General features: G+C 59.4%; 9 protein-coding genes. 3 read left to right on the top strand and 6 right to left on the bottom strand.

Annotation, left to right across the window (positions count from 1 at the left end; genetic code table 11):
• Positions 1-131: 131 nt before the first annotated feature.
• On the top strand, positions 132-4,250 hold the full coding sequence (locus ACI3K0_RS05575) for an ATP-binding protein (protein WP_183823235.1): 4,119 nt from the start codon (positions 132-134) through the stop codon (positions 4,248-4,250).
• Positions 4,251-4,518: 268 nt separating this feature from the next.
• Here ACI3K0_RS05575 and ACI3K0_RS05570 read toward each other — a convergent pair whose 3' ends face one another.
• Positions 4,519-6,480: an acetoacetate--CoA ligase gene (locus tag ACI3K0_RS05570; protein ID WP_183823237.1), complete on the bottom strand. Its 1,962-nt coding sequence runs from the start codon at positions 6,478-6,480 to the stop codon at positions 4,519-4,521.
• A 162-nt stretch (positions 6,481-6,642) separates the two neighbouring features.
• On the opposite strand from ACI3K0_RS05570, the gene ACI3K0_RS05565 reads away from it, so the two are divergent.
• Positions 6,643-8,499, top strand: a complete 1,857-nt coding sequence (locus ACI3K0_RS05565) for an AsmA-like C-terminal region-containing protein (RefSeq protein WP_183823239.1) — start codon at positions 6,643-6,645, stop codon at positions 8,497-8,499.
• A 16-nt stretch (positions 8,500-8,515) separates the two neighbouring features.
• Here ACI3K0_RS05565 and ACI3K0_RS05560 read toward each other — a convergent pair whose 3' ends face one another.
• The 5 genes from ACI3K0_RS05560 to ACI3K0_RS05540 all read right to left on the bottom strand — a co-directional run bounded on the left by ACI3K0_RS05560 (position 8,516) and on the right by ACI3K0_RS05540 (position 14,189).
• Positions 8,516-9,337: an ABC transporter permease gene (locus ACI3K0_RS05560; RefSeq protein ID WP_183823241.1), complete on the bottom strand. Its 822-nt coding sequence runs from the start codon at positions 9,335-9,337 to the stop codon at positions 8,516-8,518.
• Positions 9,337-10,275, bottom strand: a complete 939-nt coding sequence (locus ACI3K0_RS05555) for an ABC transporter permease subunit (protein ID WP_183823243.1) — start codon at positions 10,273-10,275, stop codon at positions 9,337-9,339. Before ACI3K0_RS05555 ends, ACI3K0_RS05560 begins: the two co-directional genes overlap by 1 nt.
• A 15-nt stretch (positions 10,276-10,290) precedes the next feature.
• Positions 10,291-11,448: an ABC transporter ATP-binding protein gene (locus ACI3K0_RS05550; protein WP_183823245.1), complete on the bottom strand. Its 1,158-nt coding sequence runs from the start codon at positions 11,446-11,448 to the stop codon at positions 10,291-10,293.
• A gap of 69 nt (positions 11,449-11,517) precedes the next feature.
• Positions 11,518-12,612 (bottom strand): polyamine ABC transporter substrate-binding protein, encoded by a 1,095-nt coding sequence (locus ACI3K0_RS05545; RefSeq protein WP_148148114.1) that lies wholly within the window; start codon positions 12,610-12,612, stop codon positions 11,518-11,520.
• Positions 12,613-12,770: 158 nt separating this feature from the next.
• Positions 12,771-14,189 carry a helix-turn-helix transcriptional regulator gene (locus tag ACI3K0_RS05540; RefSeq protein ID WP_183824096.1) on the bottom strand — a complete coding sequence of 473 codons (1,419 nt, stop codon included), beginning with the start codon at positions 14,187-14,189 and terminating at the stop codon, positions 12,771-12,773.
• Between the two features lie 196 nt (positions 14,190-14,385).
• Between ACI3K0_RS05540 and aceA the strand changes: the two genes are divergently transcribed.
• Positions 14,386-15,675 (top strand): isocitrate lyase, encoded by a 1,290-nt coding sequence (aceA, locus tag ACI3K0_RS05535; RefSeq protein ID WP_206824057.1) that lies wholly within the window; start codon positions 14,386-14,388, stop codon positions 15,673-15,675.
• Positions 15,676-15,724: the final 49 nt, after the last annotated feature.

Raw genomic sequence — 15,724 nt, 5'->3', positions numbered from 1 at the left:
ACAACCGACCGACGTTAACCCTGTTTACGCGTTCCTGTTCTCCCATGTGGACCCTGTCGAAGGGGAGGGATATTAACAAGAGGTTAATTCCATGGCCTTATAGGCCGACACGTAATTTCACAGGCTTGCCCATGTCGGACGTGCAATACCCATTCATCGATGTCGCCGTACACGAGCGTGTGCGAGAGGCATTTGCCGCGGGTATGGCCGTCGTTCTGTTCTCGGCGGATCTCAGATCGGTCTCATGGGCAAATGGCCGGGGTGCCGCACTTTTTGGCTTCGGCTCAATCTATGATTTTCTCGACCAGGGGCTCGACCGCGGCGAACTGATGTTTCGCCAGGTGGAGCCTGTCGCACGCTCGCTGCAGTCGGTGGGCGACAGGCGCACGTTTACCGTTCGCATCGCTTCCGGGTTTCTGCGCGTGGCTGTGCAGGCGCGCTGCGAAATGATCCGGGTTCAGGACAAGCCGTGCATCCTTCTTTCCGTGCCGGTGGACAGCCAAAACCTGCCGCTCAAGGAATGTGCTGCCCGCCTGATCGAAGGCTTTGACGATCCCGACACGCATATGGCCGTGCTCGATGGCGATGGTAACATTCTGGCTGCATCCGGCCAGTTTGCAGCGCTCACCCTTTCCATCCAGACGACGCGCATGCTTGTCTCGATGGTCGGCAATGACCGTCACCGACTGATCAAGCGCCCGATCGCGACCGCCAGCGGATATCTGCCTGCTGCGATCGGCCAGGTGTCGGAAGAGCCTGCACTTAATCTTCTGTTCGTCGTGGGAGCCGCAAAAATGCAGGCTGCGGCGGTGAATGCCACGCATGCCGCGGAAGAAATCGCCGCTGATAGCGTCGCCTTGCCTGACTACGAAGATGCGCTGAGCGCCGTCGCCGCGATCGAGGACAATCCCGAAACGGAGGAAGAAATCTCACTCGACGATACGACGGGCGCGGCCGATGAGAGCGATGCGGCCTACGTGGAGACGGGTGGACACGAGACAGAAACCGAAGCTGATGCCTTCGCCGAGACCGCTGCAGAAAAGGTCACGGTGGAAGAGGCTTCGGACACGCCTTCGCCGGTTTCCCGCATTGAAGACATCGAGAGCGGGGATGTGAAGACTGAAGATCTGGCCCCTGCTGATGAAGCAAACGAGGTTTTCACCGAGAGCGGCGAACCGGATGCGAAGACGTTCGACGGCACCACAGCTGCTGAGCGGGATGCCGAAACCGTTGCGCAGGACATTTCTGCCGAAGAGATCGTGAGCGGAGAAAATCGCATTCCGGCAGACCTGTCGGGCGACGCGGACGTGGCTGTCGACATTGAAACCGATGACGACGAGGTCGCGACGTTCGGATCGCACGAAGAGCATGATGACGAAACCGTGCCAGCCACCACGTCTGAGGCAGAGGCGCCGGGGGATGAAGGCATAAACATCGCCGAAGACCACGTCGAACCGTTGCCGCATATGCAACAGGCAGAGCCGGCATCACGTCCGCTCGGAACGGTGCGCTTCGTCTGGAAAATCGATGCCGCCGGCCGGTTCAGCGAAGTGTCGAAGGAATTCGCCCAGGCTGTCGGGCCGCATGCAGCCGATATTTCGGGCATGGCATTTTCCGATCTCGCCGCACTCTTCAATCTCGATCCGGACGGCAAGATCGGCGAATTGCTTGGCCGTCGGGACACATGGTCAGGCAAGACGATCTGGTGGCCGGTAGAGGGAACCTCGCTCGTGGTGCCGGTCGATCTGGCAGCGCTCCCGACTTACACGAGAGCACGCGAATTTGACGGGTTCCGCGGCTTCGGCATCGTTCGGATGGGCGACGCAGCCGAAGACCCGCACGCCGCTGGCCTTTCATTGGGGGGAGCAGAGGCAGACCTAGCAACCAAGCCGCTCGAAGCAGAACAGAATGAATTGCAAGCTTCCGAGCAATTGGAAGAGGTTCTCGAGCAACCGGCCGAAAACCAGAATGCCGATACTGTCCCTGCGGCAAGCGACGAGAACGCGGAAACGGCAGCGTTCGATGAGATTGGCGACACATCGAATGAAGAGGCAGATGTCGAAGCGAGCTCTTTCGCCGATGACGACATGCCGATGCCGGGTGAAACGGACAACGAACCGGATGTGGATACCGTTGATGCGGACACAGCTGAAGACCCGGCCAAGACCGTTGACTGGCCGGAAGGCGAGCCCCCAGCCCTGACGCTGACCGAAACGCCGGGCAGACGGCAATGGGACAAGGTGATCCAGCTTGAGGAGCGACGCTCACGGCTGAGTCCCGGCGAGCAGGCAAACTTTCAGGAAATTGCCCGACGTCTGGATGATTTCGTGAAACCAGCCGAGGATCTGGAGACCGAAAGCGACGAAGCCCTCGGTGATAAGGTTATTACTGCAGACACCACCGCATCCGATCTGCCGGAGGATGTTGCGGCTTTCAGCAAGGACGTCACCAGCACGAACGAAGACCTCGTTTCCGAGGCGAATGGCGAGGTTGAGCAGTCCCTGCCGACCGACGACGACGAAACGCAACAGGTTGACGAAGAACTGCCGGAAGATGCCCAGGCATTTCACGAGGATGAGACGCTTGAGGTGACCGACGGGTCGGAGACTTCCGATAACATCGTCGTCACGTTGTTCGACAACGAGCCGACGGAAGCAACCGAGGACCGCCCCGAGAATGAGATCGAGCACGAGGAAGCGGTGGATGCCGCAGCTCTCGCCGCCATGCTGCCCGGCCGCGATCGCACCGGCCTTTCGGAGGATATCATCGACCAGATGCCGGTAGCACTTCTAGTGCATGCCGGTGATCGACTGATCCACGCCAACGGCGAATTCCTGAAACTGACCGGCTATCCTTCACTAGAGGCGCTTGGTGATGTCGGCGGACTTGATGCGTTGTTGCAGCGGCAGGAACTGGAAGACAAGACCACGCATGCCGGCGGCATGGTGGTGGTGCGCGCCGACGACGTGATCGTTCCCGTGACGGCAAGGCTTCAGTCGATCCGCTTCAATGAGACATCGGCATTGATGCTGGCGCTGATGCCGGTTGCCGCCGAAGCGGAGCCGCCAGAAAACACCACGGCGGAAGTGTTGCCGCTGCGCCCGATCCGCACCGCCGACCAATTGGCGAAACTGCAGGTCGAGGTGGAGGAGCTGCGGGCCATTCTGGAGACCGCCACCGACGGCGTCGTCATCATCGGATCCGACAGGGAAGTCCGATCGATGAACCGAGCGGCAAGCGCGCTGTTCAACTTCGATGGCGAAGAGATCAACGGCAAGCCGTTCGTCACGCTTTTTGCGCATGAAAGCCAGCGGGCAATCCTCGACTATCTCTCCGGGATTTCCGGCCATGGCGTGGCGAGCGTGCTGAACGACGGTCGTGAAGTGATCGGCCGCGAGGCATCCGGCGGGTTCCTTCCCCTTTTCATGACGATCGGCCGATTGACGTCATCCAACGGCTATTGCGCCGTCATCCGCGACATCACCCAGTGGAAACGGACCGAAGACGAGCTGCGCACCGCAAAACGCGCCGCGGAAACGGCCAATGCGCACAAGAGCGAGTTCCTTGCACATGTGAGCCACGAGATTCGCACGCCACTGAATGCCATTATCGGCTTTGCCGACATGATGGCATCGGAACGGCTCGGGCCTGTCGGCCACCCCCGCTATATCGAATATTCGAACGATATCGGCCGCTCGGGCCGGCATGTGCTCGATATCGTCAACGACCTGCTCGATATTTCCAAGATCGAGGCGGGAGAGCTTGATCTCGATTTCGTCGCTGTCGGCCTGGACGAAACGGTGTCGGAAGCGGTCTCGCTTGTGCAGCCGCAGGCAAACGGCCAGCGGGTGATCATACGCACGGCACTGTCGCAAGCCGTGCCGCAGGTGGTGGCCGATCTGCGCTCGATCAAGCAGATCGTGCTCAACATCCTGTCCAACGCCATCCGGTTTACGCCATCGGGCGGTCAGATCGTCGTCTCCACCGCCTATGAGACGAATGGCAGCGTCGTGCTGAGAATTCGCGATACCGGTATCGGCATGAACCGCGCCGAGCTGGAATTGGCGATGAAGCCATTCCGGCAGGTGGCGGGAGCATCCCGCAAACGGGGTGACGGCACGGGCCTTGGGCTGCCACTGACAAAAGCGATGGTGGATGCGAACCGGGCGAATTTCGCCATTACCTCGGTGCCGAACGAGGGAACGCTGGTGGAGATCACCTTCCCGTCGCAGCGGGTTCTGGCGAGCTAACGACACGCCAAAAACGCGATACAGAATCACCTATTCACGCAATGCGTGTATACCGCTATAAAAAAGGGGCAGCCTCGGCTGCCCTCAAGTCATTGTGCTGTTGAACAACGATAGAAGTAAAAGACGTCCCGCCTCAAAATCTCATCGTGTGTCAGCTTTATAGCCCTTAACCGGACATTTTGCCCCAGAATTGAGGAACGTCACTCAACAAGAGCTTAAACCTGTCCCGATCCGGATCATCGCGATGTATTGCTGCATTGCAGCAAGATCACGTGCCAAGTTCTGCAAGGTTTTCATACTGTTTCAACGCGTCGGGATTGGCGAGTGCTTCCTTGTTTTTGACGGGCCTGCCGTGAACGACATCGCGCACTGCAAGTTCGACGATCTTGCCGGATTTGGTTCGCGGAATATCCGATACCTGTATGACCTTGGCGGGGACATGGCGGGGCGTCGTGCCATTGCGGATACGGGTACGTATTGCCTTGGCAAGATCCTCATCGAGCGACAACCCATTGGCGAGCCGGACGAACAACACGACGCGCACATCATTGTGCCAATCCTGGCCGATACAGATGGCTTCTGACACTTCCTCCATCTGCTCGACCTGATTGTAGATTTCGGCCGTGCCGATGCGCACGCCGCCAGGATTGAGCGTCGCATCCGAGCGACCATGAATGATCAGCCCGCCATGCGCTGTCCATTCGGCGAAATCGCCGTGGCACCAGACATTGTCGAAACGCTCGAAATAAGCGGCCCTGTATCTCGACTTGTCCGGGTCGTTCCAGAACCCGACCGGCATTGAGGGGAAGGCTTTGGTGCAAACCAGTTCGCCCTTCTCGCCGCGTACCGGCTCGCCGTCGTCGTTCCATATATCGACGGCAAGCCCCAGTCCCGGCCCCTGAATCTCGCCCTTCCAGACGGGTTTTAACGGATTGCCCAGCACGAAACACGAGACGATGTCGGTGCCGCCGGAGATCGATGCAAGATGCATATCCTGCTTGATGCCTTCATAAACAAAGGAAAATCCTTCAGGAGACAGCGGCGAACCGGTTGAGGTCATCAGGCGCAGCGATGACAGATCATGACTTTCCTTCGGCACGATGCCGGACTTGCGCAATGAATCGATATATTTTGCCGCCGTGCCGAAGACGGCAAACTTTTCATCCTGAGCAAAATCGAAGAGCACGTTGCCATCGGGAGCAAAGGGCGAGCCGTCATAGAGGCACAGCGTCGCGCCAACCGCGAGGCCCGAAGCCAGCCAGTTCCACATCATCCAGCCGCAGGTGGTGAAATAGAAGAGCCTTTCTCCCGGCTCTATGCCGCAGTGGAGCCGATGCTCCTTCAGATGCTGCAGCAAGGTGCCGCCGGCAGAATGGACGATACATTTCGGGATGCCGGTCGTGCCAGAGGAAAACAGGATGTAGAGCGGATGGGAAAACGGCAGCTGGACAAATTCGAGCGGCTTTTCCTGATAGGCGGCGATTACATCGGGGTAAGTGCGTGAGTCCGTCAAGTCGGCGGCCAGCGTTGCCGCCTTGCCAAGATAGGGCACGACGATGACCGGCACGCCAAGGCGGGCGGTCACCACCTTCAGCTTGGCGGAAACATCCTGCTGTTTGCCGTTATACCAGTAACCGTCACAGGTGATGAAAAGCCTGGGCTCGATCTGGCCGAAGCGGTCGAGCACGCCCTGCTCACCGAAATCGGGGGAACAGGACGACCAGATGGCGCCAAGCGAGGCAGTGGCCAACATGCAGGCGATGGTTTCGGGCATGTTCGGCATCATTGCCGCAACGCGATCCCCTTTGCCGATACCCATGGCGCGAAAGGTCTGCTGGAGCTTCGAGACTTCCGAGCGCAGCCTGTCCCACGACCAGCTGTAACGGGCCTTGTCTTCTCCGCGAAAAATCAGTGCTTCCTCGGATCCCTCACCGGCATGGGCAAGCAGGTTTTCCGCAAAGTTGAGCGAAGCTTCGGGAAAAAAACGTGCGGCCAGCATATCTTCCCCGTTTGCCAGCACGATTTCGCCACGCTCTCCCCTGACGCCGCAGAAATCCCAGATCGCCGACCAGAAATGTTCGCTTTCATCGATCGACCATGAATGAAAGGCGTCATAATCGGCAAATTTGGTGGCATGGCGCGCCTCGCACCAGCGGATGAACCGATAAAGGGGTGTTTCATGCCGCTTCTCTTCGGGCATGATCCAGAGCGGCTTTTCCTGTTCGAGCATAGTCCTCCCTTTCCGGCATCTGCCGGCCTCCTCTTGCCGCGGGCACCTCCATGCCGGGGCGACAGGAAATGTATAACATGTCGCATGCGACAATGAAGTACATGACGTTGTCGTTTCGATGCCCGAATTGCGCCCTGCAGCCATTTCCTATATGCGCCTTGCATGTTCACGAAAGCCGCCCAGACATTCCGCAGGCATGCACGCCGGCCAGTTGGTCGAACGGTGCTGATTGCGCTTGCGATGATCCTTGCGGTGGGCGCGATTTTCAGGATCGTCACGCCTTTCCTGATTTCCACCAGTCTGGTGCGGGAAAGCATCGAACAGTCGGTAGAACGGTGGACCGGGAATAACGCCACAATCGGCGGCATCTCCACAATTCGGTTCTGGCCGCATCCGGAAGTCACGCTTACCGACATCACCATTCATAACGATGAACATGGCGGACGGCAGATACTGGCAACGATCAAGGAACTGTCCGCCTCGTTCGACTTGATGGAAGCCTTGCTTGGCCAGCCGGTCTTTGAGGATTTCCGCCTTAACGAACCACACCTTTTCATGAGCCGCGACAAGGACGAGCGGCTTCATTGGGCCAATGGCGGACAGCTGGTCGATGCCATGGCGAAAGTTTCGGCCAATGGCGACCGGCAGAGGCTCGATCAGGCGCTGGATGCACCGATTGGCGAGGTACAGTTTCGCAACGGCATTCTCGATATCATCCGCGAAACAGATGGAAGTGTCGTCCGCTTCGATGCCATCAACGGCATGATGGATTGGCCTCGTCTTTCCGATACCGCCATCATCCGCGGGGATGCCGTTGTCCGCGGCAAAAGGATCGGCCTCGATATTCGCAGCACACAGCCGCTGCTGCTTCTCGATGGTAGAAGCGGAGATTTCGAGGGAACGGCCAGTGCCGACATCGGGTTTGCAAAGTTCGACGGCGTCGCAAGCCTGACGCCGCGAGGTTATTTCTCCGGCAATGCCGAGCTTCGGGCATCGGACATGCCTGCTGCGCTACGCTGGTTCGAGATCGATCCACGCCTGGTGGATGGACTGCAATCGGCATCGGTTTCGGCCCGGTTGATTGCAGACCGCCAGGAAATGAGGTTCGAGGAGCTTTCGCTCGGGCTGAACGAGGAGAATGCGACCGGTTTGTTGGAGCTCGACATCCCCGCCTCCTCGCCGCCGAAGCTTTCGGGCACGCTTGCCTTCGATCATATGGACCTGCGTCGCCTGCTTATCGCTCTGGAGCCGACGATCAGCAAGGATGTGCAAGCGCTGCCGTCGCTTGTGACGAATATGGACCTCGATATGAGGCTTTCTTCACAAATCGCCTCGCTGGGCGGTCTCCAGCTTTATGATGTTGCGCTTGGGCTGATGAATGTGACTCAGCAGTTCCGCCTCGATATTCTCGATAGCGATCTAAAACCGGGTCGCATGACGGGGCGGATCACCACCCTTAATGCGAATTCCAGCGCCCGGGGCGAGGAACAAAGCGTCGCCTTCCGCGCGGCCGTCCGGGGCGTCGATTTCGCGACGATCGCACAACAGCTGCAGCTCAAAGGCCCGCTGCCTGCAGCACAGGGATCGCTCGACATTTCGCTGGATGTGCCACGCCCGATCACGCGCGACGCCTGGAACGCAGCGACCGGGACGGTCAGCTTCCAGACAGGCTCCGGCAATCTGACCGGCATGGACCTGTCGGCTATTCGCCAGCTAGCAATCCGAAAACCCTATTTCTCGCTTAGCGACGCTGCAACGGGCTCCATCGAATTCGACAGCATGAAGGCGACGGCCACTATCCGCAACGGAATTGCCGACCTTCAGGACACCGAGATTGCCGGGCGCAACGAAACGATTGCGCTGACCGGGGCCGTGCCGCTTGCAAACAGCAGCCTCGCGCTCTCGGCCACGATCACACCGAAGGATGCAAACCCGCCGCTAAACTTCTTCATCGGCGGAGCGTGGCCGACGCCGATCCTCTGGCCGATGAACGTGCCGGCCGCCAAGCCCGGCGAATAAAACCCGGTTCCGCCTATCAGCTTTCCGCGCCGCGGATCGCCAGATGCTCGTCGCGGACGCGCCTCAACTCGGCGCGCTTGGTGGTGAGGGATGCGGCGATGACGCCGATCGTTACAAGACCAATGAGGATGGTGCAGATGGCGTTGATTTCCGGCGTCACACCGAGGCGGACCTGCGAATAGATCTTGATCGGCAGTGTTGTTGCGCCCGGACCAGTGTTGAAGCTCGCGATGACGAGGTCATCGAGCGACAAGGTGAAGGCGAGCATCCAGCCAGCGATGACTGCGGGCAGGATCAGCGGCAGGGTGATCCTGAAGAAGGTTTTGACCGGCGGGCAGCCGAGATCGAGCGCTGCCTCCTCCAGACTGCGGTCGAAGGTCAGGAGCCTCGACTGCACGACGATCGCCACATAACACATGGTGAAGGTCGTATGCGCGATCGTGACCGTCCAGAAGCCGCGATCGACACCCATTGCGACGAAGAGCAGGAGCAGCGACAGGCCAGTGATGACTTCGGGCATGACCAGCGGGGCGTAGATCATGCCGGAAAAGGCCATGCGGCCGGGGAAGCGGGCAAAGCGGGTGAGCGCCAATGCCGCCAGAGTGCCAAGGATTGTGCCGAGCGTGGCACTCAGGACGCCGACGCGAGCCGTGACCCAGGCTGCATCCATCAAGCCCTGGTTCGACCACATCGCGGAGTACCAGTTCAGCGAGAAGCCACCCCAGACCGTGACCAGCCTTGAAGCGTTGAACGAGTAGACGATCAGGATGATGATCGGGATGTAGAGAAAGGCGAAACCGAGGGTGAGAACGGTGGCGTCGAAACGGGGAGATCTCATCACACCACCTTCTTCTGCTGGTTCTGGAAGATCATGATCGGCACGACCAGCATGATCAGCAGGACGACGGCGACGGCAGAGGCGAGCGGCCAGTCACGATTGCCAAAGAATTCGGTCCAGAGCGTCTTGCCGATCATCAGCGTATCGGCACCGCCCAAAAGATCCGGGATGACGAATTCGCCGGTGATCGGGATGAAGCAGATCATCGCGCCGGCAATGACGCCCGGTATGGAGAGCGGGAAAGTGATCTTCCAGAAAGCTTTCCAGGGCGGGCAGCCGAGATCGCTTGCGGCTTCCAGCAACGAATGATCCATCTTTTCCAACGCCGAATAGAGCGGCAGGACCATGAAGGGCAGATAGGAATAGACGATGCCGATGAAGACGGCATAATCGGTGCGGAAGATCTGCACCTGCTGGTCCGGTCCCATCAGTCCGATCGTCTGGAGGAGAAGCGTCAGCAGGCCATCCGGCTTGAGGATGCCGATCCAAGCGTAGACGCGGATGAGAAACGAGGTCCAGAAGGGCAGGATCACCAGCATGACCAGCGTCGGGCGGATCGAGGTCGGGGCGCGGGCCATGGCGAGCGCCATCGGATAGCCGATCAGCAACAGCAGCAGCGTCGAGATCGCCGCGATCCTGAGCGACGACAGATAGGACCAGATGTAGAGCGGGTCTTCGGTCAGGAAGATATAGTTCTCGAAATCCAGCTCGGAAAAGAATTCGCCAAGATTGCCGAAACCATCGAAGGTCGGCAGATAGGGCGGCATGGCGATGGCCGTATCCGACAGCGAGATCTTGAAGATGATAAGGAACGGCGCGACGAAGAACAGGATGAGCCAGATATAGGGCACGACGACGACCAGCCAGCGCGTCCAGGACGGACCTCCGGTACTGGTCGCGGCATTGCTGACAGGATTGGTTTCCGCGACATTGGCCATGTTCGCTCCCCTTCCCTATCGCGTCAGGACGAGGCCGGCATCGCGCGACCAGGTGAGCCAGACCATATCGCCAAAGGTGATCGGCCGATCGACGAGACGCGAAACATTGGCCTGGGCCGCACGCAGGAAACGGCCATCCTCGGAGCGGACGATGAAGAGCGAGAAATCGCCGAGATAGCCGATATCCCAGACCTCGCCATAAAACGCATTGGTGGAACTATCGGCCGGAGCATCCAGCGAGATTCGCACCTTTTCCGGACGAACAGCGAAGGCGACATGATCGCCTTTAACAGCCTGGCATTCCTGATCGACGGCGATCGACAGGCCTTCGCTTTCGATCCTTACCGTGCCCGGTGCGCCGAGCGCGCTTGCGGTGTCGGCAATCTTGCCTTCGATGATGTTGATGTCGCCGATGAAATCCGCGACGTAGCGGCTGTTCGGCGCCTCGTAGATTTCAGCCGGGGTCGCCACCTGCATGATGATGCCCTTGTCCATGACTGCGATCCGGTCGGACACGGTCATCGCTTCTTCCTGGTCGTGGGTGACGATAAGGAAGGTCATGCCGAGCGTGTGCTGCAGGTCCATCAGCTCGAACTGGGTTTCCTCGCGCAGCTTCTTGTCGAGCGCGCCGAGCGGCTCGTCGAGCAGCAGCACCTTGGGACGCTTGGCGAGCGAACGGGCGAGAGCAACGCGCTGGCGCTGACCGCCGGAAAGCTGGTTCGGCTTGCGTTTGGCGAACTGTTCGAGCTTGACGAGCTTGAGCATTTCCTGAACGCGGGCGGTAATCTCGCCCTTCGGCATATTGTCCTGTTCGAGACCGAAGGCGATGTTCTTCTCCACCGTCATATGCGGAAAAAGCGCATAGGACTGGAACATCATATTCGTCGGGCGGCGATAGGGCGGGACGCCACGAATGTCCTGCCCCTGCAGAAGAATGCGGCCTTCCGTCGGCTCCTCGAAGCCGGCGAGCATGCGCATCAGCGTCGTCTTTCCGCAGCCGGAAGGGCCAAGCAGCGAGAAGAATTCCTTCTCGTAGATATCAAGCGTGAGGTTGTCGACGGCAACAAAATCGCCGAAGCGTTTGGTGATATTCTCGAAGCGGATGAAGGGGACCGCATTCGGATCGGTCCAGGGAGAGAATTTGCGTTTTACCGGTCCGAGAGTTTTCGCCATGCCTTGCCCCGCTTGCGATCCTTGGAAACTGAAAGGGCGGGTAAAAGCCCGCCCTTGGATTGTCAGCTATCAGCTGCCGGTCTTGATCTGCGTCCAGACCCGATTCAGCACGCGCTGTTCCTTGGGTCCGTAAGGCGAGATGGTGAAGAGCTTTGCCACCACATCTTCCGGCGGATAGACCGACGGATTTTCCAGCACTTCCTTATCGACGAACTTCTGCGAGGCAAGGTTGCCGTTGGCATACTGGACATAGTTGGAGGCCTTGGCGATGACTTCCGGCTTCATCAGGTAGTTGATGAAGGCGTGCGCCTCTTCGACATTCTTCGCATCCGCCGGGATCGCGAGGTTGTCGAACCACATATAGGTGCCTTCCTTGGGGATGACGAACTCGACCTTGACGCCGTTGCCAGCTTCTTCGGCGCGCGACTTCGCCTGCAGCACGTCGCCCGACCAACCGATGGTGATGCAGCTGTCGCCGTTAGCGAGCTCATCTATATAGGCCGAGGCGTTGAACGTCTTCACGAAAGGACGGATCTTCTTGAAGACCTCGCCGCCGGCTTCCAGATCGGCAGTTTCCTTGCTGTCCGGGTTCTTGCCGACATAGTTCATGGCGATGGCGAACGTTTCGTCGGAGGCATCGAGAATGTTGATGCCGCAGGACTTCAGCTTTTCTGCGTTTTCCGGCTTGAACAGGACGTCCCAGCTGTCGATCGGCACATCGCCGAGCGCTGCCTTCACCTTGTCGACATTATAGCCGATGCCGGTGGTGCCCCACATGTAGTTGACGGCATATTCGTTGCCAGGATCATATTTTGCCAGACGCTCGGACACGAGCGGCCACATGTTGGTGAGGTTCGGCAGCTTCGACTTGTCGAGCTTCTGGAACACTCCGGCCGTGATCTGGCGGGCAAGGAACGGACCGGTCGGGACAACGACGTCATAACCCGAGCCGCCGGCAAGCAGCTTGGTTTCCACGAGATCATTGCTGTCAAAAACGTCGTAAACGACCTTGATGCCGGTTTCCTTGGTGAAATCCTCGAGAATGGACTCATCGATATAGTCCGACCAGTTATAGACGTGGACGACCTTTTCCTGCGCAAAAGCGGAGGAGCCAAGGGCGGTAACAGCAAGTGCTGCCGCCATTCCAAGCAGGTGGGTTCTCATGATTTCTCCTGTTTCTTTTTTCTCCGCGGGTGCCCCCACGCAGGAATTCCCTCTGTATTTGAACGTGAGAGTAGAAAGGATTTTTACGACCTACAAGTGGGAATGTGCACTGCGGAATGACTTGCCCCCAAGGCTTGTCGTGCAAATTACCCAAGGGGCTACTGAAAGTCGAAGGCGCTGAGGCCGGTCACCATTTCGTCAAGCCCGAGCGGGCGTGTGATCGGCGGCTCGGCACGCGACAGACAGGCCTTGCGCTCGCAGATGCGGCAGGCGGGGCCGGATTCGACGGCAAAGCCGGTGGCCGGCAGCGCCGCGGCATAGGCCACATCGGCTGCAAAGCCGATATCGCAACCGATGAGGATCGCCGTACGTCGGATCCGCTCGCCGAAATCCGCCTGCGGACCTTCCAGCGTTCTCGACACGGTGAGAAAGGCGTCCTCTTCCGGCATCTCCACGCGATCGACGAGGATGCGGCCGGGCTCGGCAAAGGCGGAATGGATGCCGAGCTTGGGACAACGGCCACCGAAGCGGGATTGCGGAAAGCCTTGGGCGCCCGCGCGACGCACGACATTGCCAGCGTGATCCATCTCCATGAGGAAGAAAGGAATACCGGCAGCGTCCGGCCGACAGAGGGAGGTCAGGCGGTTTGCAGCCTGTTCGAAGGAGACATCGAAGCGGGCGCGCAGGATATCGATATCGTAACGGGCGCGCTGTGCGGCCGCCAGAAACGCCGCGTAGGGCATGAGCAGCGCATGGGCCGCATAACGGGCAAGCTCGAAGCGGGCGATACGCCGGGCTTCTGCCGTCTGCAGGGACAGGCCGTCCAGCTCCGCATCGATTTCCGTCGCCATTGCCAGCAGTGCGACTTCAGTCGCCAGTTCCCGGTTGCGATCGAAGGGCGAGAGGCGCTCCGAGAGGAAGAGCCGCATGCTGTGGCGATCGTAACGGCGACGCAAGCTCGGCATAACGTGAGAGGGAAGCGTGCGGACGGTTATGCCACGCTCGTTCTTCAGCCATGTGCGTAGGGCGGAGGGTAGGTCGTCTCCGGCGGAGAAGGTCTTTGCCAGAGCCTCTGCCGCATCCTCCAGGCGGGGAAAAAAGTTCGGGCGACGTTCCAGCGACTGGCGCACCTCATCCATCGGCATTCGGCTGCTGCTGGTTGCCATCTCGCGGCCTTCGCTTGCCAGCAGGACCGCGAGATCGGAAAGCCGGCCCGCCTGTTCGCGATAGGCGCGATAGAGTTTTACCGTGGCGAGTGCCGCATTGGGCGCCGCTTCCGCGACTTCGACAATTTCCTGATCGCCGGGGATTTCACCGGCCAGGAGCGGATCTGCAAAAACTTCGCGCAGCTGGGGGGCAAGCCCGCCGCCCTCCCCCTGGAGCGCATCGAGATCCACCTTGTAGGTGGAGGCGAGCTTCAACAGAAGCTGCACCGTCAGCGGCCGCTGGTTGCGCTCGATCAGGTTGAGATAGGAGGGAGAGATTTCCAGCGCGCCTGCCATGGCGGTCTGGGTCAAACCAAGCCCGAGCCGGACCCGCCTGACGCGGCCTCCCGCAAATACCTTCCGCTCCACTATAGACCTCCTCCTGTCAAAGTTTTACGCGGCTTCGATTTTACAATATTTACAAAACTCAACTCGCTTCTGTGTAAGTCGTGACATCGTAACTTCTTTTATATCATGCACTTATAGAATTAACATTCGTCATTCTGTAAATATTTCACATGAGCTTTCGGGCCTGATCCAAAGTTCAAAACCAGTGGGAGAGAGACAGATGACAGATTTTTACAAGCTCGTTGCCAATGCGCCTGACGGCCGGTTCGACGGGATCACCCGCCCCTATTCGGCTGAGGACGTGCAGCGGCTGCGCGGCTCGATCGAGATCCGTTATTCGCTGGCGGAAAAAGGTGCGAACCGGCTGTGGGAGCTTTTGAAAGCTGAGGATTTCGTCAATGCGCTCGGCGCCATGACTGGCAATCAGGCGATGCAGCAGGTGCGCGCGGGCTTAAAGGCCATCTATCTCTCCGGCTGGCAGGTGGCGGCGGACAGCAATACCGCATCCTCGATGTATCCGGACCAGTCGCTTTATCCGGCCAATGCGGCACCGGAACTGGCGCGGCGGATCAACCGCACCCTGCAACGCGCCGACCAGATCGAGACGTCCGAGGGCAAGGGGCTTTCGGTCGAGACGTGGTTTGCGCCGATCGTTGCCGATGCAGAAGCCGGGTTCGGCGGACCGCTCAACGCTTTCGAGATCATGAAGGCGTTTATCGAGGCTGGCGCCGCGGGCGTTCATTTCGAGGACCAGCTGGCGTCCGAAAAGAAATGCGGCCATCTGGGCGGCAAGGTGCTGATCCCGACTGCGGCGCACATCCGCAACCTGACTGCGGCGCGGCTTGCCGCCGACGTCATGGGCGTACCGACGCTGGTGATTGCCCGCACGGATGCGGAAGCTGCAAAGCTTCTGACCTCGGATATCGACGAGCGCGACCGGCCCTTTGTCGATTACGATGCCGGGAGGACGGCGGAAGGGTTCTATCGAGTGAAGAACGGGCTTGAGCCCTGCATTGCCCGTGCCGTCGCTTACGCTCCGCATTGCGACCTGATCTGGTGCGAGACGTCGAAACCGGATCTGGAGCAGGCGCGCAAGTTTGCCGAGGGCGTGCACCGGGAACATCCGGGCAAGATGCTGGCTTACAATTGCTCACCGTCGTTCAACTGGAAAAAGAACCTCGACGACGCGACGATCGCGAAATTCCAGCGGGAACTGGGGGCGATGGGCTATAAGTTCCAGTTCATCACGCTCGCCGGGTTCCACCAGCTGAATTTCGGCATGTTCGAACTTTCTCGCGGTTACAAGGACCGGCAGATGGCCGCCTATTCAGAGCTGCAGGAGGCGGAATTCGCTTCCGAGATCAACGGATATACGGCGACCAAACACCAGCGCGAAGTCGGCACCGGTTATTTCGATGCCGTGTCGATGGCGATCACCGGCGGGCTGTCGTCGACGACCGCGATGGGAGAGTCCACCGAGCATGCACAGTTCCGGCCGGCGGCGGAGTGAGCCGCAAAGTCCCCTCCCCACCCTCCCCCCCCGTCTCTTATACAAATCT

The organism is Rhizobium sp. ZW T2_16 (genome assembly GCF_044987325.1).
GTDB classification, from domain to species: Bacteria; Pseudomonadota; Alphaproteobacteria; order Rhizobiales; family Rhizobiaceae; genus Neorhizobium; species Neorhizobium cellulosilyticum.
Note: the sequence above shows the minus strand (reverse complement) of the source record. Positions and strands in the feature narration are given on the sequence as shown.